The following is a 26,585-nucleotide window of genomic DNA, read 5'->3' as shown; positions in this document are numbered from 1 at the left end:
GCTGGCTCCGCCATCGCGACCAGCATGTGCAGGGGCGATCTCGATACCGATCATCAAGTGAAGCGATACAGCTGCAATACTGCATACAGCGTCCCGGGACCCTTGACCACCGGTTAGCACCGGCGGGGGACGCTACCACTGAACCCTTGGTCGGCCAGTACCGTCGTCGCCCCCACGGCACGCGCAGCGGGAACGCCGCCACCGCGGAACACGATTGCAAGGATGACACTATGCCCCTACTGACCTTTGCGTCCTTTTTGTTCTTTACCGGCCTGGTCGCCTTCATCACCTGGCGGATTACCCGCCGGGACGACCATTCCAGCACCAGCGGCTTCTTTCTCGCTGGCCGCAGCCTGACCTTCCCGCTGATTGCGGGCTCATTGCTGATGACCAACCTGTCCACGGAGCAGATGGTGGGCTTGAACGGCTCAGCCTTCACCGATGGCCTTAGCGTCATGGCCTGGGAAGTGGTCGCCGTCATGGCACTGGTGGCGCTGGCGCTGTTCTTTCTGCCGCGCTTCCTCAAGAGCGGGATCGCCACCCTGCCCCAGCTGTTGGAAATCCGCTTCGACAAGGGCACCCAGCTGATCACCAACGTGATCTTCCTGATCGCCTACGCGGTGGTGCTGCTGCCGATCATCCTGTATTCCGGCGCGATCGGCCTGCAAGGGATGCTCGACCTGTCGGGACTGACCGGGATCGAATCCAGTACCACGCTGCTATGGCTGACGGTATGGATTGTCGGCATCATCGGTTCCATCTATGCCCTGTTTGGCGGCCTGCGCACGGTGGCCGTGTCCGATACTCTCAACGGCATCGGACTACTTGTCGGTGGCTTTGTCATTGTCTATTTCGGCTTGCAGGCCGTCAGCGACAGTGGCGGCGTTCTCGCCGGCTGGGACATCCTCAAGCAGGCCAACCCCGAGAAGATGAACTCGATCGGGGGCAGTGACCAGAGCGTACCGTTCTTTACCCTGTTCACCGGGGTCTTTCTCATCAACGTGTTCTACTGGACCACCAACCAGCAGATCATCCAGCGCACCTTTGCCGCCAAGAACCTGGCCGAAGGCCAGAAAGGCGTGCTGCTGACGGGCTTCTTCAAGCTGCTGGGTCCGCTTTACCTGGTCCTGCCCGGCATCATTGCCTATCACCTGTATGCCGACCAGGGCATCAAGGCGGACGAAGCATACGGCCACCTGGTCTTCAACGTGCTGCCCGCGCCGCTGACAGGCTTCTTTGCCGCGGTGATGGTTGGCGCCATCCTGTCATCCTTCAACTCGGCGCTGAACTCGACCACGACGTTGTTCAGCCTGGGCCTCTACAAGGCCGTACTCAAGAAGGACGCCAGCGAGGCCCAGGTGGTCAGGTCCAGCCAGGTGTTCGGTTGGATCATGGCGATCTCGGCCATGACCATTGCCCCCCTGCTGGCGGGTCAGGAAAGCCTGTTCGGCTACCTGCAGAAAATGAACGCCATCTACTTCATCCCCATTCTTGCCGTGGTGGTCGTCGGCCTGCTGACCAAGCGGGTGCCGCCCATGGCCGCCAAGATCGCCCTGGTTGGCGGCTGTCTGATGATCTTTGCCGGTTACTTCATTCCCCCGTTCAACAAGCTGCCCGTGCTGATGCACGAATTCCATTTCGTTGCGCTGGTCTTCGTGTTGCTGGTGGTCATCATGCTGCTGATCGGCAAGTGGCGCCCACGCACCGAAGCCTGGCAGCAGGAGGACGTCGGCGCAGTGGATCTGACACCCTGGAAAGGCGCCGTTCCCGCAGGCATCCTGCTGGTCGTACTGGTGATTGCCATCTACGTGGCCTTTGCTGGCTGAAGCCCCCCACTCCCTCGAGTCGCCTCCATAACGCCTCGCTCCACCCCACTGGAGCGGGGCGTTGCTGATTGCGAGCCCCATGTCCGGATCGGTGGGGTACCTGTCCTTGCCGCCACCCTCACCAGGCGCCATCATCAACACGGCTTCCACGACATGCCGAGACCCCGATGATGGACATCAAAGACGTTGCCCTGCTGGCCTACCCCGATTGCCAGATGCTCGACGTCACGGGGCCCTGGCAGGTGTTCGCCACGACCAATGAGGTGCTTGGGCGCCGCCACTACCGCCTCCTGCTGATCGGGCGCGGCGACGAGGTCATGTCCAACGGCGGGTTACGCCTGCGACCGGACCTCGGCTGGCGTCAGTGGGAGGCGGGCGACGGTGGCCCAGTGGATAACGCCACCTTGCTGGTGGCCGGAGGACACGGCGTCTTTGTGCAATGCCAACAGGCTCGCTGGCGAGAGCGCCTCAACCGAGTGGCGCCACGCCTGGACAGGCTCGGGTCGGTCTGTACCGGCGCCTTTCTGCTGGCCGATGCTGGACTGCTCGACGATCACGACGCCACCACCCACTGGCGGCACTGCGAGCGCCTGGCCCAGACCTTTCCCCAGGTACGCGTGCAGGCAGATGCGCTGTATGTCCATGATCGCGGGCGTTACACCAGCGCAGGGGTGACGGCGGGTATCGACCTGGCCCTGTCACTGGTCGAGGCAGATCTAGGCACAGACGTGGTCGCCACCGTCGCCCGAGAACTGGTGATGTTTGTCCACCGTCCAGGGGGCCAGTCGCAATTCAGCGAGCTGATGGCCCGCCAACACGCCAGCGGCAGCCGTCTGCGTCCCCTGCTGGAGCGCCTGCACGCGGCGCCGGCAACCGATATGGACCTGCATAGCATGGCCGAACAGGTCCATATGTCGTCGCGCCACTTGTCTCGACTGTTCCGTCGCCAACTGGGCACGACGCCCATGGAGTACCTCACCCGAGTGCGCCTGGAGGCCGCCCGGCAGGACCTGATTCGTGGCGCGTCGTCACTCGAGCAACTGGCATCGCACTGGCGCCTGGGCACCAGCGAGCAGCTGCGACGCCTGTTCCAGCGTCACTACGGCGTATCACCCTCGATCTACCGAGCACGCTTCGGCACGTCATCCGAAACCAGCTGACGCGTTATCCCCCTCGCCAACTGACGCCTGGTCCCCCACCGGTCATCTGATACATCACACAGGAGTCCTCGACATGCACGACGCCACTCAACCGCGACTGCCCACCGGCGTCGTTCTGCTATCGCTGTGTCAAGCGCTGCTGGTCAGCGGCAACATCCTGCTGATCGCGGTGTCTCCGCTGATCGGCCAGGCCCTGGCTCCCACGCCGTGGCTGTCGACATTGCCGGTCGCTACCCAGTGGCTTGGCTTGATGCTGGCCACCCTGCCCGCATCACTGATCATGGGGCGACTGGGACGCAAGCGCGGCTTCGTGATCGGCAACCTGATCGGACTTGGCGGCACCGTGGCCGCCTGCGTGACGCTGGTCGCCGGCAACTTCGTCGGCTTCGCGATGGCCACCACCGCGATCGGTATCGGCATTGGCTTTGGCCAGCTCTACCGCTTTGCCGCCATCGAGATTGCTCCGGCCCAGGCACGGGACCGGGCCGTCGGCCTGGTGATGGGGGGCGGCGTGCTGGCGGCGTTTTTCGGCCCCTGGCTTGCCAGATTCAGCCAAGACGCATCGATCACCCCGTTTCTCGGCAGTTTCATTGGCCTGGGGGCGCTCTATCTGATCGCCCTTGGCCTGCTGCTGGTCATTCCCCTTCCCCCCGTTGACCGCCAGGCGCGTAATGAGCCCGCCCGTCCCATGGCCGAGCTGTTACGGCAAAGCAAGCTATGGCTGGCCATTCTCGGCGCCATGGTGGGCTACGGGGTGATGAACCTGGCCATGACGGCGACGCCCTTGGCCATGGCCACCCACGGTCACGCGTTTCACCATGTCTCGATGACGATCCAATGGCACGTATTGGCCATGTTTGTGCCGTCCTTCTTCACCGGGCGATTGACCCAGCGCCTGGGCGCCCCGAGCATGATCGCCCTGGGCTGTGTGCTGCTAATGGCCAGCGCACTCACCGCCCTGGGGCCCTCGACCATCGCCGGCTTCAACATTACCCTAGTGCTGCTCGGCCTCGGTTGGAACTTTACCTTCCTGCCCGCCACCGGCCTGCTGACCGAATGCTATCAGCCCGCCGAAAAAGCGCGGGTCCAGGCCCTCAACGAGTTTCTGGTGTTCACCACCGCCGCCATCACTGCCCTGGCAGCAGGCCCCCTAGTGGGAGTGCTGGGATGGCAGACATTGAATCTGTGGCTGCTTCCCATGGCGGCCCTGCCGCTGGTAGTGATCGCGCTACAATCGCTTGTCTTTGCGGCACGGCGCCCTCAGATTAGGGGGTAATCTGACAGGATGGAGCCGCAATGCCCACGGACCTGACCCGTGATCTGATGGATCTGATCGAACGTGGCCGAGACCGCCAGCTACGCCTGGCGGTCACCGGCCTGTCTCGGGCGGGCAAGACAGCCTTCCTTACTTCGCTGGTGGATCAGCTGCGCCATGCTGGCCTGGAAGCGCGCCTAGACTTGCTTGCTGCCAGCCGTGAGGGCCGTCTGCTGGGCGCCCAGCGGGTGGCCCAACGAGACCTGGGCGTGCCCCGCTTTCCTTTCGACCAGGCTCGCGCCAGCCTGGAACAGATTCCACCGCGCTGGCCAGAGCCCACCCGCGGCATCAGCGAGCTACGCCTGACCATTCGCTACCGTCCGCAGCGCCAATCCTGGTTCAGCGCCGACAACGCGGAGCTGACCCTGGACCTGTTCGATTATCCGGGGGAATGGCTGCTGGACCTGCCTCTGCTGGATCACACCTTTGCCAGCTGGAGCATGACCCAATGGCAAGCCATGCAGGAGAGCGCCGGCCCGGCACGACGGGCCATGCTAGCGCCTTGGCAGGCCTGCGTTGATCAACTCGACATCGCACAGGAGGCGGATGAAGCTCTCCTCGCCGATATCAGCGAGCAGTATGCCAGCGGACTGCGCGCCGCCCGTGAGGCGGGCTTTTCGCACCTTCAGCCAGGGCGTTTCCTGCTGCCCGGAGAGCTGGCCGGCGCCCCCGTGCTGCAGTTCTTTCCGCTGCCCGGTCTTGACAGTCACTCAGCCGAGACCCTGGAACGCTTGCCTGAGTCGAGCGTGTATCGGACGCTGGCACGCCGCTTTGCCCACTATCAGCAACATATCGTCAAGCCGTTCTACCGCGATCACTTCCGTCGATTCGACCGCCAGATCGTGCTGGTCGACGTGCTGGGCGCCCTCAACGCCGGCCCTGAACGTTTCGAGGACCTGTCCCAGGCGTTGCAGCAACTGATGCAGAGTTTCAACTACGGCAGGCGCAGCCTGTTCAGCCGCCTGTTCACACCGCGCATCGATCGCCTGGCCATTGCCGCGACCAAGGCGGACCATGTCACGCCGGATCAGCATGCCAGGCTTGTCAGCCTACTGGAGGCACTGCTCGCGGAACCCCTGAAAAATCTCAAGTACGCCGATATTCCGGTCAAGGCACTGTCGCTGGCCTCCATTCGCGCCACCGAGGCGCGTGAGGTCACCCATCAGGGACGTACATCGCCGGCCCTCAGGGGCACCACCCTGGACGGCGAGTCGCTGCTGACCTTCCCGGGAGAGGTGCCAGGCCGGCTTCCAGACCCTGCCTTCTGGGAACGTCAGGGATTCGACTTTACCGCCTTCAGGCCGCAACCGGTGACGGCAGGAGCCCTGCCCCACATCCGCATGGATCTGGCGCTGGATTGGCTACTCGGAGACAAGCTCAGATGACCCAGGACTCGCCGAACGACCCGCGCCCCTCGGTGCGCTTTGCCGAGCAGGATGACGCCACCATCGGCTCTTTCCCTGACCCCAGGCCTGGCCAGCGCTTCGATGAAGGCGTCGACAGCCGGGCACTGACGCCCACCCCGCCAGCCACTGCCGACGACGATCAGGTGGACTTGGCGGGCACCCTTGGACGCCCTCGCAAACGCCGCTGGGGACTGGTGACGGTGCTGCTCGCCACTACCGGCCTTGGCGCTGCCGAACTGGTGACCGGCGTGCCCCAGACTCTAGCAGGGGGAGACCTGCTGGCGACCGGCTGGCAGCTGCTGGGACTGACGGCCATTGGACTTGGTGGAATGGCGCTGATGCGTGAGCTGTTTCGTCTGAAGCGATTGAAGCGCCACGATCAGCTGCGTCTGGCCCTGGCGCAGATGCATGAGCGCTCGCCCAAACAGGCACTGGCGCTGGCTCGGCGCCTCAAGACTCAGCTCGCTCTGGGCGATGACGACCCCCACTGGCATGCCTTCGAGGCGGCGCGAGAAGCGCACCATGATGGCCAGGACCTTCAGCAGCTGGTGGCGCACCACTTGCTGGCGCCGAGAGATAGAGAGGCCCAGCGCCTGATATCGCGAATGAGCGGAGAAACCGCGGTCATGGTCGCCGTCAGCCCGATGACCCTGGTGGACATGACCCTGGTGGCATGGCGCCACCTGGCGATGGTGGACCGGTTGTGTCGACTCTACGGGCTGGAGCTGGGCTACGCAGCCAGGCTCAAGCTGCTGCGCAGCGTGCTGTATCAGATGGCCTTTGCAGGCGCCACCGAGCTCGCCACCGACGCCAGCGTGCAGATGCTGTCACTGGATCTGGCCGGGCGCCTTTCGGCCCGCGCCGCCCAGGGCCTTGGCGTGGGTCTGCTCGGCGCTCGGCTGGGCTTGAGGACCCAGCGCCTGGTACGGCCGCTGACGTTCAGCCCGGAGCAGCGCCCCCGTTTGGCCGACCTTCGCCGCGACCTGTGGCGCCAGCTAAGACGCATGGAGGCGCCCAACAAGGACGCCTGAATCACCTTACAAACCACCGTACACACCAAACTCTACCGGACCCACGGAGCCAAGCGACGCCTGGCCCCGTGGGTTCTGTTCACCCACCTTCGCGCCGTGCCAGCACGCCCATCACCTCCTGACAGGCACCCATGGTGTGATAGTCCACCTTGCCGGCCGGGCTCTTGGCGTCATCGTAGCGGCGGTTGTCCGCAGACAGGATGCGATACCAGGCACCATGCCGATGATCCATCATATGCTGCCAGCTGTACTCCCACAGGCGCTGATACCAGCGCTGGTAGCAGCCCTTGCCGGTGACTTCCCACAGCACCGCAGCCGCGGCGAAGCTCTCTGCCTGTACCCAGAAGTACTTGTCGCCGTCACATACCTCGCCGTCCAGATCACATCCATACACCAGACCGCCATGCTGCTTGTCCCAGCCAGCGTCACAGGCACTGCTGAATAGCCGCTCTGCGGTCGGTATCAGCCAGGCGTCGTCGCGGTAACGGGACAGCAACACCAGCAGCTTGGCCCACTCGGTCTGGTGACCCACCTGATACCCCCAGGGGCGGAACAGGTGCTTGGGGTCCTGCCGGTTGTAGTCGAGGTCAGGGTTCCACTGCTGATCGTAGTGCTCCCATATCCACCCATGGGGATGCTTGCGGTTGATGCCGATGATCGAGCGCGCGATGGCCAAGGCCTGATCCAGATAGCGCGTTTCAGATGTCGCCTCGTAGGCTGCGATCAGCGCTTCGCAACCATGCATGTTGGCATTCTGGCCCCGGTAGTCCTTCAAGCGCCAACGCTCGTCCGCTTCATCGGCAAAACGCTGCCACTGGGGCTCCCAGAAGTGCTGCTGCAGCATTCGGTGAACCCGACCAATGCCTGCGTAGGCCTCGGCAATCCCCGCCCGGTAGGCCTCGGCATAGGCCAGCAGCACGAAGGCCAGACCGTAGCAATGATGGGTGGTGTCCTCAGGCTTGCCATCTCGTAGCGTCCAGGCATAGCCCTGATGGCGCGTCTGAAAGTGGGCCTTCTCCAGATAGGCAAGCCCGTGGCGCGCCCAGTGCAGATACTCGGATTGACCGCTGTGCAGCGCAAACCGCGCATAGGTGACGACATAGCGCGCGCTCGACACCAGATGACGATGCTCCGCGTCATAGACGCTGCCATCATCGCGCAGGTAGTGAAAGAAACCACCGTGGGGATCGATCGCCCTGGGGTGGTAGAAGGCCATCGTGTCGCGCACGTGACGGTCGAGAAACAGCGGGTCGTATCCGTTCATCCGACGCTCCTGAGAAGTGATCCGAGGCTATATGACCTGTTCATGCTGGGCGCCAAGGCCCAGCGACAGGGGCATGTCTGGGGCATTGGTGGGGTATTGGTGGGGTATTGGCGGGACTAGTGCAGCGACTAGCCGTGCCGCTCATCCGCGAGCCCGAAGCGACGGCGCAGGCAGCGCGCCACCCCTTCTTCGGCGTGATGGCCGATCACTGTCGCCCCGGGCAGATCCTGCGCCAGCTGGGGATGGGCGTTGGCCATGACGTGGGCTTCGCCCGCAAGACTCAGCATTTCCAGGTCATTGAGGTTGTCGCCAAAGGCCAGGCAACGCTCTGCAGGAATCCCCAGGTCATCGAGCAGCGCAGACACGGCACTGCCCTTGTTGACCCCTGCCGCCATGATTTCCAGCGAGTGGCTCATCGAATAGGTGATGTGCAAGGCATCGCCTGCTGCCTCCCGTGCGGCCGCTTCAATGGTGGCCAGCAGACGAGGCTCGCCGATGTAGAGCACCTTGCCTACACCCTGCACCTCCATTCGCTCCGTTGGCGCTACCTGGTACTCGAAGCCAGTCGCTTCATGCAGGGCCAGCAGACCAGGGGCATGATCGTCGATCAACCAGGCATCCTCGCGGTACATATTAAGGCGTACCTCTGACGGCCGGGGAAGGCTCAGCAGCATTTCCACCTGTTCCGGCCGCAGGTGCGCAGACCGCACACACTGCCCGGCAGCATCCAGGGTCCAGGCGCCGTTGCTGGATATGATGTGTGCCGCCCCACCCAGTCGATCGCGAAAACCGACCATATCCCGGTGGTGTCTGCCTGAGGCGAGGCACAGCCGATGCCCCTCCCCGGCCAACGCACGCAGGGTATCAATGGTCAGCGCGGCCAGGTCGTGATCGGCACCCAGCAAGGTGCCGTCAAGGTCGGACACGATCAAGTGTGGCTGCATAAAGGCTCCAGGACGTTGCAAGTGGATAGGGCCAGGGATCGCAGCAGTCTACACCATCGACCGGCGACACAAAGGGACAGCGTCTTGCGAGCAACATATGAAAGAGCAACGTATGAAAGAGCAACGGCACGCCTCTCGGCATGCCGTTGCTTAGGGTGCTTCGCCAAGGTCTCCTGGGAAACATGCTCAGTTGGGCACCACACCTGCCTCACGCAGGCCCCCGGCCAGAGCGTCCGCATCCTTGCCGACCACCAGATGCCAGACCCCCTCTGCCACCCTTAGCACACCGTGGCAGCCCAGCTGGGCCAAGGCCTGCTCATCCAGCTCGCTATCGTGACGGACCGCCAGACGCAGGCGAGTCGCGGCGCGAACGTCCAGCGCGCGGATGTTGTCACTTCCTCCCAGGGCTTGGCGCCAGGCTGCTACCTGCTCATCGTTGAGGCTTGTCGGGGTGGATACCTTCTGTCCGACCACGACCTCGGCGGGATCAGCCCCCACTGGGGGCGTCTGCCCCTGAGCCGCCATGGCCGCACGAATCTCGTCGGCGACGGTGTCGGCGATAGGGCCCAGGATCACCTGCACACCGCCCCCACCCAGTCGCAACACACCACGAGACCCCAGTGCCTTCAGCGCTGCCTCGTCGATCTGGTCCGGCTGTTTCAGTACCAGCCTCAGACGGGTGGTACAGGCCCCCACCGCTTCGAGGTTGGCCGCCCCTCCAAGGGCGGTGGTAAAGGCGGGACCACGCTCACCGAGTTCGGCGGCGCTCATCTGGGGGTCCTGCGTCAGCGGCTCGCGTCCCGGCGTGGGCAGGTCAAACCGCACAATCGCCCAACGGAACAGGCCGTAGTAGACAAGCCCGATGACCACGCCGACCGGCAACATCATCCATCCATTGGTGGACAGGCCGTAGGACAGGGCATAGTCGAAGGTCCCGGCGGAGAAGGTAAAGCCCAGCTTGACGTCGAGCCACTGCATGATGGCCATGCTGAGACCGGTCATCACCGCATGGAAGGCGTAGAGCAGCGGTGCGAGGAACATGAAGGTGAACTCGATGGGTTCCGTCACCCCGGTCAGGAAGGCGGTCAGTGCCAGTGATAGCAGCAGCCCCCCGACCTGGGCCCGACGTCCCTTGTCGGCGGTGTGGTACATGGCCAGTGCCGCCGCCGGCAGGCCAAACATCATCACCGGGAAGAAGCCCGCCATGAAGCCACCGGCAGTAGGATCTCCGGCAAAGAAGCGATTGAGATCGCCGGTGGCGTCGCCAAAGCTGCCGAAGACAAACCACACAAAGCTGTTGAGGACGTGATGCAGGCCGGTGACGATCAACAGGCGATTGAGTGCGCCGTAGACAAACTTGCCGAAAGCGCCAGCGTCAATCAGCCAATGGCCAAGGGTGTCGATGGCGTGCTGTATTGGCGGCCAGCCCCAACCAAAGGCGATGCCAAGTACCACGCCAGCAAGGCCGGTGGCGATGGGGACGAAACGCCGACCACCAAAAAACGCCAGATAGTCGGGTAGCTTGATGGCCTTGAAGCGGTTGTACAGTAGCCCCGCGACGGTACCCATGATGATACCCGCCAGCACTCCCATGTTGATCTCGGGGTTGAGACTTTCCAGCACCGCATCCAGCACCAGATAGCCGATGACCCCGGCAAGGCCCGCAGCACCATTGCTGTCGTCGGCAAAGCCGACGGCCAGTCCTATGGCAAAGATCAACGCCAGGTTGGCGAAGATCGCCTGGCCAGCGCTGGCCACAAAGGCAATGTCGAGAAGGTCAGGCTGCCCCAGCCGCAGCAGCAGGCCGGCGACCGGCAAGACGGCGATCGGCAGCATCAACGAACGCCCCAGCAGCTGCAGCGCAGCCATCAGGCGTGAGCCCAGTGAGCTTGTCATGTCATGATCCTCTCGGAAGGTGTCTCGGCGACCAGCGCGGCCTCTACCAGTTGCGTCAGTGCATGGCGCACCGATGCAGCGTCTGGCATCGCCAGCAGGGTATCGATTTCGCGCGCGATCACGCTGGCATCCAGGCGTCGCAAGCGCGCCTTCACCGCCGCTACGCTGGCCGGCTCCACCGATAGCTCGGAGACGCCCATGGCCACCAGCAGAGGACCCGCAAGCTCATCGCCGGCTGCCGCTCCGCACACTCCCACCGGGCAGCGCCCCCCGGTGCCCGCCAGGGTCGCCTGAATCAGTCGCAGCACGCCGGGGTGAAGCACATCCGCCCGGGCCGCCAGCAGCGCATCCTCGCGATCCATGGCCAGCCCATACTGGGTCAGATCGTTGGTACCGATCGACAGAAAGTCAGCCACCTTGGCCATGGCAGCGGAACATAGCGCCGCACTGGGTACTTCGATCATCGCTCCCAACAGCGGCAGTTCGGTCAGGCGCATGTCGGCCGCCATGGCCTCCATGCGCTCGCGCACCCATTCGAGCTCGCTGGCATCGCTGACCATCGGCACCATGATGCGCAGATGACGCAGCGGCTTGACCCCCAGCAAGGCGCGTAGCTGGGTATCCAGCAATTCAGGGTGAGACTGCCACAGGCGCATGCCGCGGACCCCGAGGGCAGGGTTGGGTGACGACGGCAGCGTCAGGTACGGCAGCTGCTTGTCGGCGCCGATATCCAGGGTGCGGATAATCACTGGCTTGGCGCCCAGGGCATCAACGCTGGCCTGATATTCCTCACGCTGCTGTGCTTCGCTGGGCGCCGAGTCCCGCCCCAGGAACAGAAACTCGCTGCGCATCAGGCCGACACCATCCGCCCCACTGGCGCTTGCCTGGCGGGCCTCTTCGGCGCTGCCGATATTGGCGGCGACCTCTACCATGCGGCTATCGCGGGTCACCACTTCCAGGTGTGCCTGGCTGCGTTCTTCTTCGGCGCGGGCGGCCCGGGCGGCGATCTCCTTCACCACCTGTTCGCAACGAGGCTGGTCAGGCGTCAGCTCCAGCCGCCCCTTGTCGGCATCCAGCACTACCGTGCTGCCGTGATGGGCATCGGCTGCCTCAAGCAGCGCGCCGCCCATGGCCACCAGACAGGGCACGCCCCGGGCGCGGGCCATGATCGCTACGTGGGAGGTGGTACCGCCCGCCGCCAGGCAGAGCCCCGCCGGATCATGCTGGCACAGCTCGACGAAGGATGAGGGAGTGAGGTCATCGGCCACGACAATGGCGTCTGCCGGCAGCTCCCCCAGGGCCGTTGACGGGCCATCACTGAAGGTCAGCATCACTTGACGCTGAAGGTCTCTCAGGTCAGCGATGCGACCGATCAAGATGGCGTTGCCGGTGGCGCGAAGGCGGTCGGCTTCTGCGTCCAGGGCTTCACGCCAGGCTTGCCCCGGACTGAGCCCCTCTTCCAGCCTGCTGACCGCCGATGCCACCAGGTCCGGATCTTCCAACCACGCCTGATGGGCTTCGAACACCTCAGCTTCGGCCTGCTGGCCTTCACGCAAGGCGCGTGTCCTGGACGCCTCTAGCTGCGCCCCTACCTGCTCCAGCGCCGCCATCAAGCGTGGACACTCCACCTGACGACCGTGACCCTCTAGCGGCACCTCAGGCAACCTGACGCTCAACACCGAAAGCGGCCCACTGGCCATCCCGCGACTGGCTGTCAGGCCCCCTAACTGTCCAGGCTCCAGCTCCCCTGCAGCGGGGGCCGCCTGCTGAATGTCACCGGCGCCATGGCCTTCCGCTGTGGTCAGCAGGGCAACAGCACTGGCCATTGCCGCCTCAGCGTTGACCCCTTCCACCTTGATCTGCACCGCATCGCCACACTCAAGCCCAAGATTCATCAGTGCGCTGACACTTCCGGAGCTCGCGGTGCGCGCCTTGGCACCCAGGCTCATGACGACCTGGTGGTCGCGGGCAATCGCCCTGAGCCTGGCCGCCGGACGTGCGTGCAGTCCCGCTTCAATGGCCAGCGTCACCGTGCGCTCGAGCTTTGGCCCCGCCGGCTCAACGCCAGCGACGCCGCCGGCCACCGCTGAGCTTGCCGGGCCCAGCACGATCATTGGTTCCCCTCGCTGTACGATATCGCCGGCACGCAGCTCCAGCTCGATCCACTGGCGCTCACCGCTATCCAGCACGACCATGGGCGTCACCAACGAGGCAGCGTCGCAGGCCAGCTGGTCCAGGTCGAAGTAACACAGAGGTTCGCCTGCCTGTACCCGTTGCCCCTGGGTCACGCAGGCCTCGATGCCACGACCTTCGAGCATCACGGTGTCGAGTCCAAGGTGCACCAGGACCTCTATGCCCTCATCACTCCTGATGGTAAACGCATGATGGGTGCGAGCAGACTGAACCACTTCGCCGTCACAGGGGGCATGCAAGCACCCGCCTAGCGGGTCCAGGGCGATGCCCTGGCCGAGACTGCCCTCGGCGAACACGGGATCCGGGACGTCGGCCAGGGGGACCACCACCCCCTTGACCGGCGCCACCAGGGTGACATTGCTCAAAACCATGATCTGCTCCGTATCGTTGTCATTGAGGAGAGGACGCTTGGGTGGAAGGGATCGCGCTAGACCGTGCAGGTCACCTTGCGCAGGTGACGGGGCTGATCAGGATCGATCCCCCTCGCCTCGGCGAGACGTGCCACCATCGGATAGAAGCTCTGAATGACGGACAGCGGCTCAAGGGCCTCATGGCTGGTGCCGGTCATCGTCAGCTGTCGCCGGGCCACCCTCTCGTCAGCGGCGAGCAGCACCTTGGCCCCGACGCCTTCCAGCCATTCTGCCAGCTCCAGCAGACCGGCCTGCTCGGCGCCTGGGGGAGCGAACACCAGCACCGGGTAGCCGGGCTCGATCAACGCCATCGGCCCATGCTTGACCTCAGCTCCGCTGAACGGCTCGGCTTGGATACCGCAGGTTTCCTTGAACTTGAGCGCGGCCTCCTGGGCGATCCCCAGGCCGGCGCCACGTCCAATCACCATCAAGCGATCGACATCCTTGAGCGCTTCCACGGCAGGGCTCCAGTCCTGAGCGGCAGCCTCTACCAACCGATCGGGAAGCTCGTTGAGTGCGCCCAGCAGCATGGCACTCTCGTTCCAGTGCGCCAGTAACTGGGCCCCAGCACTCAGGGTCGCCAGGAAGCTCTTGGTGGCTGCCACGCTGCGTTCTTCTCCGGCGAACAGCGGTATCTCGATATCGCTGGCCTGCCCAAGTGGCGATTCAGCGGTGTTGACCAAGGCCAGAGTGGTAGCGCCTCCCTGCTTCAGAGCGCGCTGGCTGACCACTAGATCGGGGCTCTGGCCCGACTGGGAAATGGCAATGGATAGCTGTCCCTGAAGCTTCCAGGGGGTGCGTGCAAGCGTCGACAGGGAGGGCGGCAGCGATGCCACCGGTATCCCCCGGGCCTGCATGCACAGATAGGCCAGATAGCTGGCAGCGTGATCCGAGCTGCCCCGCGCCACCGTCACGGCAGCGCTGGGCGCTTCATGGCGCAGCCGCTCCCCCAGATCGCGCAGCAGAGTCTGGTTACGCGCCAGCTGGCCGCGCAGTCGTTCCGGCGCATTCAGCGCCTCTTCAAGCATGAGTGACATGGGGGTCTCCTGACACCAGATGACCATCCAGGTGGACAGCCAAAAGCGTTAACTGGGGATCGAGCGTGACGACATCGGCGCGCGCACCAACCTCCAGGCGGCCCACGTCGGTGCGCCCAAGAAAGTCGGCGGGAAAACGCGACAAGCGATCCGAGGCCTCGGCCAGGCTGAGGCCGAGACCGACGAAGTTGCGCAGCGCCTGATCCATCGTCAGCGTGCTGCCCGCAAGGGTGCCGTCTGCCAGGCGCACACCGCCCAGGCACTTGGAGACCGTCTGGCTTCCCAGGCGGTAGTCGCCATCGGGCATGCCTGCCGCCGCGGTGGAGTCGGTCACCGCATACAGGCGCGGGATACAGCGAAGCGCAGTGCGAATAGCCCCAGGATGAACGTGCAACAGATCCGGGATGATCTCGGCATACTCAGCGTGGGCTAGCGCAGCACCGGCCATGCCGGGCTTGCGGTGATGCAGGCCGGTCATGGCATTGAACAGGTGGGTAAAGCCACAGGCGCCATGTGCCAAGGCTTCCACCCCGTCCTCGTAGCTGCCCAGGGTGTGGCCCAGCTGAACCTTGACGCCCTGTTCGCTGAGGTGACGAATCACCTCACCATGGCCGCTGATCTCGGCGGCCAGTGTGACCACCAGGATCGGGGCCAGCGCCAGCAACTCGTCCATCTCGGCCACGCTGGCGACCTGGGCATGGGCCGGCTGGGCACCGAGCTTGCCAGGGTTGATGTAGGGTCCTTCGAGATGCACGCCCAGGACTCGCGATGCCTGGGGCTCCGGCTCACGCATGTAGGTCGAGATCTCCCGCAGCACCGCGCGGACCTGTGCCGGAGTGGCGGTCATGGTCGTCGCCAGCAGGCTGGTCGTACCAAAGCGCAGGTGAGTGCGTGCCAGGGTCGCCACCGAGGCGGCCCCCTCCATCGCGTCCGCTCCCCCGCCGCCATGCACGTGCAGGTCAATGAATCCCGGAATCAGCCGCGGAGCATCGTTTTGCTCAGGGTCGACGGGGCGACCTTCTATCGCGGCAATGCGGCCATCTTCCAGCCGCATGTGACCCAGCAACCAGCCCTCCGGGGTCAATATATTGCCGCTCAAGCGGGTAGCAGCGATCGTCATGGACACCTCCTAGCGGACAAGCTCAACGGTGAAGTCGTAGTAGTCAGTGCGACAGTAAGTAACGCTTAACTCGGCAGGAGTGTCGTCGGCGAGAAACCCCAGACGGGTGACCTTGAGCAGCGCTTGCCCTGGTGCTACCTGGGCCAGGGCGGCCAGCTCGGCATCGGCATTGACCGCCGTCACCTGCTGGCGCGCGCGGACGATCGGCGTACCGGCGTCCTCCAGCCAGCGGTAGAGGGACACATCCACATCCATGGGATTGGGCAACACCGTGACCGGCAGGCAGCTTTCTTCGACCGCCATCACCACATCGTCGGCAAGGCGCAGACGCTTGAGCCGTGACACCTGGGCGTTGCTGGACAGCCCGAGGCGAAGGTTCTCCTCACTGCCGGGCTGGCAACGCTCACGTGCGATCCACTCCGAGCGAGGCTGAAACCCCCGCCTGGTCAACATCTCGCTGAAGCTGGTCAGGCGCGTCAGAGACTGGTCCATGCTAGGCCGGATAAAGGTGCCAGAACCGCGATCCCGTCGAATCAGGCCCGTCGTTTCCAGCTGATCAAGGGCCTTGCGGGCGGTAATTCTGGACACACCCAGCGCTTCGGCCAGGTTGCGTTCGGATGGCAAGGCTTCGCCGGCACGCCACTCGCCTCCGCGAATCGCGGCCTCCAGCTCATTCGCCAGCTGCCGATACAGGGGGGTGGCCAGCGTTCCATCAAGTCTTAGACGATCGAATCGTGAATCCATGGCGGTCAGGTCCTCGGAGCTAATAGGACCAATATAGCTCCACATGAAGACCAATTGAATACCAATCTAGTACCACATTGGTCGAACCCTGACTGTGCATTTCACGGCGAAGGGAGATGCCACTCAACACCCCGCCCGAGGTATCCAGCAGGGCGCGAAAGGAGGCCCCTGCTCTTGTCAGCGTGTCGGCAAGGGCCGATAAGTACCCACAAGATCTTGATTTCCCGTTGTCACCGAGCAAGGGGTTTGGCCGCCGCGCGAACAATCCGTATAGTGGCCCCCTTATTCCCGCCACTCGATCGTGACCATGCTGCAGAACAACGCCTTGCTGGCTCAGCTCAAGCAACAGATCCGCGATAACACCCCCCGTGTCACGGGTGTCATCAAAGCCACCGAAAAAGGCTTCGGTTTTCTCGAAACCGATGATGGTGCGTCCTACTTTGTGCCACCTCCCGCGATGAAGAAGGTGCTGCACGGCGATCGCGTCGAGGCGGTGCTGCACGAAGAAGGTGAGCGCAAGTCGGTCGAACCCGACACCTTGATCGAAAGCAACATGGAGCGCTTCGTTGCCCGAGTGCAGCTGCGCGAGGGCCGCCTGGCGGTGGTGCCCGACCACCCGTCGATCAAGACCGCCCTCAAGGCGCGCATCAAGCGCAGCCTGGACGAAAACACCATCGGCGATGGGGACTGGGTCGTGGCACGACTGGTGCGCCACCCGCTCAAGCCGGATGACCGCGCCTTCTTCACCCAGATCGACGAACTGGTGGCCAAGACCGACGACCCCGCCGTGCCGTGGCGCGTCACCCTGGCCCGCCATGCCCTCGAGCAGGAATGCCCCGACGCCGGCACCGACTGGCCGCTACGCAACGAAGGGCTCACCCGTGAGGACCTGACCGCGGAGCCGTTCTTCACCATCGACGGCGAGAAGACCCGCGACATGGACGACGCCCTGCGCGTCGAAGTCCGCGAGGGCGGCGGCTGGCGCCTGTCGGTAGCCATCGCCGACCCCACCGCCTACGTGGAGGAAGGCCACGCCGCCGACCTCGAGGCCCGCACTCGTGCCTTCACCGTCTACCTGCCGGGCCAGAACGTCACCATGCTGCCCGAGCAGCTGGCCGATGATCTGTGCTCGCTGCACGAGGGCCAGGAACGCCCGGTGCTGGCCTGTCGCCTGGACGTCAACGCCGATGGCAGCCTCGGTGACTATCAGTTCTTCGCTGCCACCGCGCGTTCACAGGCTCGCCTGGTCTACGACAACGTCTCTGACTGGCTCGAGGGCCAGGGCGAGTGGGCACCTGAAGCGTCCATCGGCGATCAGCTCAAGGCCCTGCGTGATCTGACCGAGGCACGCACTCGCTGGCGCCAGGAGCACGCCCTGGTGTTCAAGGACCGTCCCGACTATGTCTTCGACCTGGACGAGGCCGGTAACGTGCTGGCGATCCGCACCGAAGAGCGGCGCATCGCCAACCGCATGATCGAAGAATCGATGATCGCCGCCAATGCGTGCTGCGCGGCGCTGCTTGCCGACAAGGTTGGTCATGGCATCTTCAACGTCCATCGTGCCTTCGAGGACGACAAGGCCGAGGCCGCCCAGAGCTTCCTGGAGACCCAGGACATCAGCGTCGAACGTGAGGCGCTGACCGACCTGTCCCGCTACAAGGAGCTCAAGCGCGCGCTGGAAAGTCGCGATGACGCCTGGCTGGATGCCCGCCTGCGCAAGTTCCAGGGCTTCACCGCCATGTCGGCCCAGCCGGGTCCGCACTTTGGCCTGGGACTGGCCGCCTATGCCACCTGGACCTCCCCGATCCGCAAGTACGGCGACATGGTCAACCATCGCCTGATCAAGCGCGTGCTCAAGGGTGAGCAGGCCCCCAAGGAAGCCAGCATCGAGCTGACCGAACAGCTGACCGAGCGTCGTCGTCTCAACCGCCTGGCGGAACGTGACGTCAAGGATTGGCTGTACGTGCGCTATCTGACCCCGGCGGCCAAGCAGCAAGATGTGTTCGAGGCCGAGATCATCGCGATCAACCGCGGCGGCATGCGCGTGCGCCTGACCGCCAATGGCGCGACCGCCTTCGTCCCGGCTCCGCTGATGCACGCTGACCGCGACAAGGTGGTGGTGGACGACAAGGAAGGCCGCATTCAGATCGAAGGTGAAGAGCGCTTCAAGCTCGGCGACAGCGTGCGTGTCGCCCTGACCGAAGCCAAGGAAGAAACCCGCTCGCTGGTGGCCCAGCCCAGCGTCTGAGCGGATGCGCTACCCGCCAGCGGCCAGACCGCGCCGCTAGCGGGCAGGACTATCTAGCAGGGCGTATCGTGATAGAACAAAAAAACGGCGACCTGTGGGTCGCCGTTTTTTTGTTGGGCCTCAATGCGCACCGCCTCCCCCTGTCGCAGAACTGTCGTATTTCCCTCGTAGGCTCGTGGCTACGATGTCACTGCCACGGAGGCTTCCTTGCATCTCGCCGACGTCACCATGTTCCACGCGCCGTCTAGCGGCGGTGTTCGTACTTATCTGCAGGCCAAGCACCGGGTCTTTTCACGCTTTCCCGAGTGGCGCACAAGCCTGGTGGTGCCTGGCGCAGAGCGAGACAGTCTAGGGGACCACCATCAGCTGCCCTCCTTGCGTATTCCCCTGGGACAAAGCTATCGCTTTCCGCTTCGCCGTCGCCCCTGGAAAGACGCGCTCGTGGACCTGTCCCCCGACCTGATCGAGGCCGGCGATCCCTACGTGACGGCCTGGGCCGCCCTGGACGCCGGCCAGCAGCTTGGGATACCCGTGGTCGGCTTCTATCACTCGGATCTTCCACGCCTGATGGGCGATCGTTTCGGCGCCCCAGTGCGACGGCGCCTGGAGCGCTATGTGGTCAACCTCTACCAGCGTTTCGACAGCGTGCTGGCGCCCTGCCAGGCCATGGCAGACCGGCTTGCCTCCTGGGGCGTCGATCGCGTACGCGTGCAACCCCTTGGGGTGGATCTGGCCACCTTCCATCCTGACAAACGGGATCCAGCATTGAGACTCAAGCTGGGCCTGGAGGCCGATAGCCGCTTGCTGGTCTTTGTGGGCAGGTTCTCCCAGGAGAAGAACATCGATATTCTGCTGGACACTGCCAAGCGCCTGGGCCACCCCTATCACCTGCTGTTGATGGGTCCTGGCATGCCAACCCAGGTACCGTCCAACGTCAGCGTGATCAATCGCTGCGTGGGCACCCATGAAGTCGCCAGGGCCCTGGCCTCAAGCGATGCACTGCTGCATGCGGGCACCCGCGAAACCTTCGGGCTGATCGCCCAGGAAGCGATGGCCAGCGGAATCCCGGTGGTCGGGGCACGCGCCGGGGCCTTGATCGAGAACGTTCCGCTGGGCGGCGGCATTCTGTGTCAGCCGCATTCTGTCTCGGCCATGGCCGAGGCCACCGAAGCCCTGTTCGCCAACGATCCCAAGGCCTCGGGACGCCATGCCCGGCGCTTCGTCGAACGTCAGTTCGATTGGGACAAGGTCATGCTGTCACTGCTGCACCACTATGAAGCCGTCGTCGACCCTATCGTTCCTGCCAAGCGACGCCATGGCTGAAGGGCCATCCACCGATAGCGGACTCAGGCCTGCCCAAGACGGCGCGCGTCAGTCTCCCCGACATCGCACAGGACTGCTGGTGAAGGCCGGCCTGCTGGCCCTGACCATCGTGCTCTCGCTGGTGCTGCCCTGGTGGCTGGGAGGGACTGGCACCCTGGGCGCGGTCATGGCCTTTCCCCCTGAAACGCTGTGCCTGATGGTGGCGTTGGCGATCCTCTGCTGGAACCTGAACGCGGCACGCCTGCGGCTAATGCTGAATGGCCGCGCGGGACGGCTTGGCCAGACGGGTGCCCTGGCCATCGAGATGTCGTCAAAATTCGCCCTATGCGCCACTCCGGCCGGCGGTGGCGGCGTCGCCACGCTACTGTGGCTGCTGTCGCGCCGGGGTTATCCCGCGGCTCAGGGCTCGGCGATCTTTCTGGTCGACCAGCTGGCCGACATGCTGTTCTTCAGCCTGATGCTGGGGCTGCTGGTGGCGCTGTCGCTGGGAGGAGTGGCAAGCTGGCCCCATCAGTCGCTGGTCGAGGCGGCACTGATCGGGCTCATGGCCGCACTGGCCGCTTTCACCGCCATCATCGTCTGGCTACCGCGATGGCTTCGCTATCCGCCGCGGTTGTCCGCCATCACGGCCTGGTGGCCTGCACGCCTGTCTCTCAAACCGCGAGCAAGACGCTGGGGCGTCAGGCGCTTGCTGCGCTGTCGCCACACCCTCATGAATACACTTCAACTGCCGCCACCGATACTCGCAGGCATCTTCCTGCTTTGCAGCCTGCACTGGCTGGCACGCTACAGCCTTCTTTATCTGGCGGTGCTCGGTGTCGGTGGTCAGGCCGACTGGGCCTGGACCTTTCTGGTCCAGATGCTGGCCATGGCCGCCAGCCAGCTCAGCGTGCTACCCGGCGGCGCCGGGGCTGCTGAAGTCAGCGTCGGCGCGCTGCTGCTGCCCGTCATGGCGCGGGAGCAAGCGGCCGCCGCAGTGATCATCTGGCGTCTGGTCAGCTATCACCTTTACCTGGTGGCCGGGGCCCCGGTCTTTGCAGTGCAGCTATCAAGCGTGTGGAAGCGTCGCTGCTAAGGCGTCAGGGCGGGCGTCAGGGCGGGCGTCAGAGCGTCAAGGCTCTCGCCCGCCAGCTCAGAGGCCTTTAGACCTCGCGATAGACCTGCACGTTAGACCCGCACGTTAGCCCCGCACGGTAGACTCGAACGTTAGCCCCGCACGTCAGTCCCAAACGTTAGCCCCGGACGATAGACCCGCGATCTAGCCCCGCGATCTAGCCCCGCACATTAGAGACCAGAGATTCAGGCGACATATCCGTGGAAACGCCCACAAAAAAGGCCACCCGAAGGTGGCCTTTGTGCTGACGCCTGTTGTGACGCCAGGACCGCTTACCAGCCGGTCGCTTCCTTCAGGGCATCGCCGATCTGGGCGAGGGAACGCACGGTCTTGACGCCCGCCGCTTCCAGAGCCGCGAACTTCTCGTCCGCAGTGCCCTTGCCGCCAGCGATGATGGCACCAGCGTGGCCCATGCGCTTGCCAGGAGGCGCAGTCACACCTGCAATGTAGGAGACCACCGGCTTGGTGACGTGCTCCTTGATGTAGGCAGCGGCTTCTTCCTCGGCAGTACCGCCGATTTCACCGATCATGACGATGGCTTCGGTGGCCGGATCCTTCTCGAACATCTCGAGGATGTCGATGAAGTTGGAGCCCGGGATCGGGTCGCCGCCGATACCCACACAGGTGGACTGGCCGAAACCATGGTCAGTCGTCTGCTTGACCGCTTCATAGGTCAGGGTGCCGGAACGAGACACGATACCGACCTTGCCAGGCTTGTGGATGTGGCCCGGCATGATGCCGATCTTGGTCTCGCCAGGAGTGATGACACCCGGGCAGTTCGGACCGATCAGACGCACGCCCAGCTCATCGCACTTGACCTTGACGTCCAGCATGTCGAGGGTCGGGATACCTTCGGTGATGCACACGATCAGCTTGATGCCGGCGTTGGCCGCTTCCAGGATGGAATCCTTGCAGAAGGGAGCGGGCACGTAGATCACGCTGGCTTCAGCGCCGGTCTGCTCGACGGCTTCCTTGACGGTGTTGAACACCGGCAGGCCCAGGTGTTCCTGGCCGCCCTTGCCCGGGGTCACACCGCCGACCATCTTGGTGCCGTAGGCGATGGCCTGTTCGGAGTGGAAGGTCCCCTGGCCGCCAGTGAAGCCCTGGCAGATGACCTTGGTGTTCTTGTCGATCAGGATGCTCATTACTTGCCCTCCGCTGCCTTGACAACCTGCTGAGCCGCATCGGTGAGGCTCTTGGCAGCGATGATGTTCAGACCGCTGGAGGCCAGTTTCTCGGCACCCAGCTCGGCGTTGTTACCTTCCAGACGCACGACGACCGGCACGTTCACGCCGACCTGCTCGACAGCACCGATGATACCTTCGGCGATCATGTCGCAACGCACGATGCCACCGAAGATGTTGACCAGTACCGCCTGGACGCTGTCGTCGGACAGGATGATCTTGAAGGCTTCCGCCACACGTTCCTTGGTGGCACCGCCGCCCACGTCAAGGAAGTTGGCCGGTTGGCCACCGTGGAGCTTGATGATGTCCATGGTGCCCATGGCCAGACCAGCGCCGTTGACCATGCAGCCAATGTTGCCTTCCAGGGCCACGTAGTTCAGGTCCCACTGGGCGGCGTTGGCTTCGCGCTCGTCTTCCTGAGACGGGTCACGCATTTCCTGCAGGTCCGGGTGGCGATACAGCGCGTTGCCATCCAGGTTGATCTTGGCGTCGAGGCAGTGCAGGTTGCCTTCGTCGGTGATCACCAGCGGGTTGATCTCGAGCAGCGCCAGGTCCTTGTCGTGGAACATCTTGGACAGGCCCAGGAAGATCTTGGTGAACTGCTTGACCTGGGCACCCTCGAGGCCCAGGGCGAAGGCCAGTTCACGCGCCTGGTACGGCTGCGCGCCGACCAGCGGATCGATCTCGGCCTTGAGAATCTTCTCAGGCGTCTCTTCGGCGACCTTCTCGATCTCGACACCACCTTCGGTGGATGCCATGAACACCACGCGGCGGGTGCCACGATCCACCACCGCGCCCAGGTAGAGCTCGTTGGCGATGTCGGTGCAGTTCTCGACCAGAATCTTGGCGACCGGCTGACCGTGTTCATCGGTCTGGAAGGTCACCAGGTTCTTGCCCAGCCACTGCTCGGCGAAGGCCTTGGCCTCGTCCGGGCTCTTGATCAGCTTGACGCCACCGGCCTTGCCGCGGCCGCCAGCGTGCACCTGGGCCTTGACGACCCACTGCTCGCCACCGATCTTCTTGCACGCCTCATAGGCTTCTTCCGGGGTGTCGCAGGCAAAGCCCTTGGAAACAGGCAGACCATAGTCGGCAAACAGCTGCTTGCCTTGATACTCGTGAAGGTTCATCGATTCATGCCATTGGTTGCATGTGACTCGAACGGCGCCCCACCCTGCCCCGCAGGATCAGTCGTGTGGGACGCCACCGACCGCCACCGATACATGGTCGGCGGCGATGCGTCGGCAACAAGCGCCGGCAAGCCTGCCAGAGCTGCACAGGCTTGCCGGAGTGCGCCGGACGCTTGTTGTCTTGCTAGCGCTTCTTGCGGTTGGCGACGTGGATGGCATGGCCTTCCACTGCCAGTGCGGCTTCGTGAACCGCCTCGGACAGACTCGGGTGCGCGTAGCAGGTCAACGCCAGGTCCTCGGCACTGGAGCCGAATTCCATGGCGATCACACCCTGGGCGATCAGCTCACCGGCATGCTGGCCGACGATATGCATGCCCAGCACGCGATCGGTTTCCGCATCGGCGATGATCTTGGCCTGACCGTCGGTGGCGTTGTTGGCCATGGCACGACCGCTTGCCGCAAACGGGAAGCTGCCGGTCTTGACCTTGATGCCAGCCGCCTTGGCGTCCTGCTCGTTCATGCCGACCCACGCCACCTCGGGGTGGGTGTAGATCACGCTGGGGATGGCGTCATAGTTCATCTGGGCCTTATGGCCAGCGATGACGTCAGCCACCATCACGCCCTCTTCAGAGGCCTTGTGGGCCAGCATCGGGCCACGCACGCAGTCGCCGATGGCGAAAACGCCCGGCACGCTGGTGCGGCACTGATCGTCGACGTGAATGAAACCACGCTGATCCAGCTCGACGCCCAGGCCATCAGCGACCACGCCCTTGGTGTAAGGACGACGGCCGACGCAGACAATCAGCTTGTCGAAGGTCAGTTCCTTCTCGCCTTCATTGTCTTCGTACTTGACGACCACTTCCTCGCCCTTGACCTCGGAGCCGGTCACGCGAGCATTCAGCTTGATATCCAGGCCCTGCTTCTTGAGCAGTTTCTGGGTTTCCTTGCCGATGGCGGAGTCGACCATGGGCAGGAAGCTGTCGAGCGCTTCCAGCACGGTCACGTCGGAACCCAGACGGCTCCATACGCTACCGAGCTCGAGGCCAATGACGCCGGCACCGATCACGCCAAGACGCTTGGGCACGTCCTGGAATTCGAGCGCGCCGGTGGAGTCGACGATCAGGCCTTCGGTCAGCGGTGTCGGCGGAATCTCTACCGGCACGGAGCCAGCGGCGATCACGATGTTATCCGCTTCGACGGTGCTGGTGCCGCCGTCCTTGTCAGTGACCTCGACCTTGTTCTTGGCCACGACCTTGCCGGTCCCTTCGATGGCAGTCACGCCATTGGCCTTGAACAGTCCGGAGATACCGCCGGTCAGCTGCTTAACGATCTTGTCCTTGCGGGCCATCATCTTGGACACGTCCATGGTGACGTCGCCCGCCTGGATACCCATGTCGTCGAAGTCGTGCTTGGCTTCGACGTACTTGTGTGACGCCTCGAGCAGCGCCTTGGACGGAATACAGCCCACGTTCAGGCAGGTACCGCCGTGCACTACCTTGCCTTCCTTGCCGATCCACTTCTCGACGCAGGCAGTCTTCAGACCCAGCTGGGCAGCACGGATGGCGGCCACGTAGCCCCCCGGGCCCGCGCCAATGACGATCACATCATACTTGTCGGCCATGTTGGCTCCTGTTCGTTCTGTGTGCAGAGGCTCTGCAATAAATCCCTGTCACTGCCAATCAGGTCAGATTTCCAGCAGCAGACGCGCCGGATCCTCGAGCAGCTCCTTGATGGTGACCAGGAACTGCACCGCGTCCTTGCCATCGATCATACGGTGGTCATAAGACAGCGCGAGGTACATCATCGGGCGAATCTCAACCTTGCCGTTGACCGCCATCGGGCGCTCCTGAATCTTGTGCATACCGAGGATCGCGGTCTGCGGGGGATTCAGGATCGGCGTGGACATGAGCGAGCCGAAGATGCCGCCGTTGGTGATGGTGAAGGTGCCGCCCTGCATGTCTTCAATGCCCAGCTTGCCTTCACGACCACGCTTGCCGAAGTCGACAATGCCTTTCTCGACGTCGGCGATCTTCATGCTGTCGGTGTCACGCAGCACCGGCACCACCAGTCCACGATCGGTGGATACGGCCACGCCGATATCCTGGTAGCCGTGGTAGACGATGTCATCGCCGTCGATGGACGCATTGACGTCCGGGAAGCGCTTGAGCGCCTCGGAGGCCGCCTTGACGAAGAAGCCCATGAAGCCAAGCTTGACGTCGTGGGCCTTCAGGAAGGTGTCCTTGTACTGCGAGCGCAGCTCCATCACCGCACCCATGTCCACCTCGTTGTAGGTGGTCAGCATGGCAGCGGTCTGCTGGGCCTGGACCAGACGCTTGGCAATGGTCTTGCGCAGGCGCGTCATCGGCACGCGCTTCTCAGGGCGCTCGCCCTCGACGGCAGGTGCTGCCGCACTGGCGGCGGCCTTCTTGGCCGGCGCTGCCTTCTTGGCACTGCCTTCCTTGACCGCCTTGAGCACGTCTTCCTTGAGCACGCGACCGTCCTTGCCGGTACCCGTGATCGCGCTGACATCAAGGTCGTGCTCGGCGATCAGCTTGCGCGCCGCCGGTGCCACGATCTTGTCGCCCACCTGCTCGTCGCTGCCACCGTCATCGGCACTGGCCTTCGGAGCCTGCTTGTCAGCGGTCGGAGCGGCACCACCAGCGCCGACTTCGAAGATCGCCAGCACGGCTTCCGACTCGACGGTGCCGCCTTCCTCGACCTTGATCTCGGCGAGCGCGCCATCTTCCGGTGCGACCACTTCCAGCACGACCTTGTCAGTCTCGATCTCGGCCAGCACTTCATCGCGCTTGACCGCTTCACCGACCTTCTTGGTCCAGCTCGCTACGGTGCCTTCCTGAACAGATTCAGGGAAGCTCGGCGCCTTGACGTCACGCTTCTCACCACCGCCCTTGGGAGCTTCTTGCGCGTCGCCCTTTTCAGCCGGCTTGGCCTCTGACTTCTGCTCGGCGCTGCCGCCGCCTTCACCGATGCGGCCCAGCACTTGCTCGGACTCTACCGTGTCGCCTTCTTCCACCAGCACTTCGGACAGGGTGCCAGCTTCCACCGCCACAACCTCGAGCACGACCTTGTCGGTCTCGATCTCGACGATCAGCTCGTCACGCTCGACGCTGTCACCGGGCTTCTTGTGCCAGGTGCCCACGGTGCCCTCGGCAACGGATTCCGGAAAGGATGGTGCCTTGATCTCGGTAGCCATGTCGTATCCTTAATGTTCTCTCTCTTCCC

General features: G+C 64.0%; 19 protein-coding genes. 8 read left to right on the top strand and 11 right to left on the bottom strand.

Translation table 11 applies throughout. The features are described 5' to 3' along the window. The first annotated feature begins 230 nt into the window (after positions 1–230). The 5 genes from KUV41_RS00305 to KUV41_RS00285 all read left to right on the top strand — a co-directional run bounded on the left by KUV41_RS00305 (position 231) and on the right by KUV41_RS00285 (position 6,738). Positions 231–1,826: a solute:sodium symporter family transporter gene (locus KUV41_RS00305; RefSeq protein ID WP_222239283.1), complete on the top strand. Its 1,596-nt coding sequence runs from the start codon at positions 231–233 to the stop codon at positions 1,824–1,826. A gap of 167 nt (positions 1,827–1,993) precedes the next feature. Continuing rightward, complete coding sequence (locus tag KUV41_RS00300; protein ID WP_261395871.1) at positions 1,994–2,986, top strand: GlxA family transcriptional regulator; 993 nt, start codon at positions 1,994–1,996, stop codon at positions 2,984–2,986. A gap of 97 nt (positions 2,987–3,083) precedes the next feature. Next, entirely contained in the window at positions 3,084–4,262 is a 1,179-nt protein-coding gene (locus KUV41_RS00295; RefSeq protein WP_222164283.1) for an MFS transporter, read from the top strand. A 20-nt stretch (positions 4,263–4,282) separates the two neighbouring features. Then, the gene (locus KUV41_RS00290) at positions 4,283–5,686 is read left to right on the top strand and encodes a YcjX family protein (protein ID WP_222483632.1); all 1,404 of its coding nucleotides are present in this window, start codon (positions 4,283–4,285) and stop codon (positions 5,684–5,686) included. Then, positions 5,683–6,738 (top strand): YcjF family protein, encoded by a 1,056-nt coding sequence (locus KUV41_RS00285; RefSeq protein WP_222483630.1) that lies wholly within the window; start codon positions 5,683–5,685, stop codon positions 6,736–6,738. Before KUV41_RS00290 ends, KUV41_RS00285 begins: the two co-directional genes overlap by 4 nt. 79 nt (positions 6,739–6,817) lie before the next feature. Here the strand turns inward: KUV41_RS00285 and KUV41_RS00280 are convergent, their stop codons facing one another. The 7 genes from KUV41_RS00280 to KUV41_RS00250 form a co-directional block, all read right to left on the bottom strand. Next, complete coding sequence (locus KUV41_RS00280; protein ID WP_222483622.1) at positions 6,818–8,002, bottom strand: AGE family epimerase/isomerase; 1,185 nt, start codon at positions 8,000–8,002, stop codon at positions 6,818–6,820. A gap of 128 nt (positions 8,003–8,130) precedes the next feature. Then, complete coding sequence (locus KUV41_RS00275) at positions 8,131–8,946, bottom strand: Cof-type HAD-IIB family hydrolase (RefSeq protein ID WP_222483615.1); 816 nt, start codon at positions 8,944–8,946, stop codon at positions 8,131–8,133. A gap of 186 nt (positions 8,947–9,132) precedes the next feature. Further along, on the bottom strand, positions 9,133–10,842 hold the full coding sequence (nagE, locus tag KUV41_RS00270; RefSeq protein ID WP_222483613.1) for an N-acetylglucosamine-specific PTS transporter subunit IIBC: 1,710 nt from the start codon (positions 10,840–10,842) through the stop codon (positions 9,133–9,135). Beyond that, the gene (gene ptsP, locus KUV41_RS00265) at positions 10,839–13,406 is read right to left on the bottom strand and encodes a phosphoenolpyruvate--protein phosphotransferase (RefSeq protein WP_222483612.1); all 2,568 of its coding nucleotides are present in this window, start codon (positions 13,404–13,406) and stop codon (positions 10,839–10,841) included. Before ptsP ends, nagE begins: the two co-directional genes overlap by 4 nt. Before the next feature lie 56 nt (positions 13,407–13,462). Beyond that, entirely contained in the window at positions 13,463–14,482 is a 1,020-nt protein-coding gene (locus tag KUV41_RS00260) for an SIS domain-containing protein (protein ID WP_222483611.1), read from the bottom strand. Then, positions 14,466–15,602 carry an N-acetylglucosamine-6-phosphate deacetylase gene (gene nagA / locus KUV41_RS00255; RefSeq protein WP_206944411.1) on the bottom strand — a complete coding sequence of 379 codons (1,137 nt, stop codon included), beginning with the start codon at positions 15,600–15,602 and terminating at the stop codon, positions 14,466–14,468. Before nagA ends, KUV41_RS00260 begins: the two co-directional genes overlap by 17 nt. A gap of 9 nt (positions 15,603–15,611) precedes the next feature. Continuing rightward, the gene (locus tag KUV41_RS00250; RefSeq protein WP_206944413.1) at positions 15,612–16,346 is read right to left on the bottom strand and encodes a GntR family transcriptional regulator; all 735 of its coding nucleotides are present in this window, start codon (positions 16,344–16,346) and stop codon (positions 15,612–15,614) included. A gap of 307 nt (positions 16,347–16,653) precedes the next feature. Here KUV41_RS00250 and KUV41_RS00245 point away from each other — a divergent pair, with 307 nt between their 5' ends. The 3 genes from KUV41_RS00245 to KUV41_RS00235 all read left to right on the top strand — a co-directional run bounded on the left by KUV41_RS00245 (position 16,654) and on the right by KUV41_RS00235 (position 20,992). After that, positions 16,654–18,594 carry an exoribonuclease II gene (locus KUV41_RS00245; protein WP_222483610.1) on the top strand — a complete coding sequence of 647 codons (1,941 nt, stop codon included), beginning with the start codon at positions 16,654–16,656 and terminating at the stop codon, positions 18,592–18,594. Between the two features lie 207 nt (positions 18,595–18,801). After that, on the top strand, positions 18,802–19,917 hold the full coding sequence (locus KUV41_RS00240) for a glycosyltransferase (protein WP_222483607.1): 1,116 nt from the start codon (positions 18,802–18,804) through the stop codon (positions 19,915–19,917). Continuing rightward, entirely contained in the window at positions 19,910–20,992 is a 1,083-nt protein-coding gene (locus tag KUV41_RS00235) for a YbhN family protein (RefSeq protein ID WP_222483606.1), read from the top strand. Before KUV41_RS00240 ends, KUV41_RS00235 begins: the two co-directional genes overlap by 8 nt. 311 nt (positions 20,993–21,303) lie before the next feature. On the opposite strand, the gene sucD is transcribed toward KUV41_RS00235, so the two are convergent. The 4 genes from sucD to odhB all read right to left on the bottom strand — a co-directional run bounded on the left by sucD (position 21,304) and on the right by odhB (position 26,556). Then, positions 21,304–22,176, bottom strand: coding sequence for a succinate--CoA ligase subunit alpha (gene sucD / locus KUV41_RS00230; RefSeq protein ID WP_206944421.1), 873 nt, complete (start codon positions 22,174–22,176; stop codon positions 21,304–21,306). Next, positions 22,176–23,342, bottom strand: a complete 1,167-nt coding sequence (gene sucC / locus KUV41_RS00225; protein WP_206944423.1) for an ADP-forming succinate--CoA ligase subunit beta — start codon at positions 23,340–23,342, stop codon at positions 22,176–22,178. The genes sucD and sucC overlap by 1 nt, the downstream gene beginning before the upstream one ends. 184 nt (positions 23,343–23,526) lie before the next feature. Further along, on the bottom strand, positions 23,527–24,963 hold the full coding sequence (gene lpdA, locus KUV41_RS00220; RefSeq protein ID WP_206944425.1) for a dihydrolipoyl dehydrogenase: 1,437 nt from the start codon (positions 24,961–24,963) through the stop codon (positions 23,527–23,529). A 63-nt stretch (positions 24,964–25,026) separates the two neighbouring features. Beyond that, positions 25,027–26,556: a 2-oxoglutarate dehydrogenase complex dihydrolipoyllysine-residue succinyltransferase gene (odhB, locus tag KUV41_RS00215; protein WP_222483601.1), complete on the bottom strand. Its 1,530-nt coding sequence runs from the start codon at positions 26,554–26,556 to the stop codon at positions 25,027–25,029. Positions 26,557–26,585: the final 29 nt, after the last annotated feature.

It is taken from the genome of Halomonas sp. DP8Y7-1 (assembly GCF_019801685.1).
In the GTDB taxonomy this organism is placed as follows: domain Bacteria; phylum Pseudomonadota; class Gammaproteobacteria; order Pseudomonadales; family Halomonadaceae; genus Halomonas; species Halomonas litopenaei_A.
The sequence above is the reverse complement of the archived record's forward strand: the minus strand, read 5'-3'. Positions and strand labels throughout refer to the sequence as shown.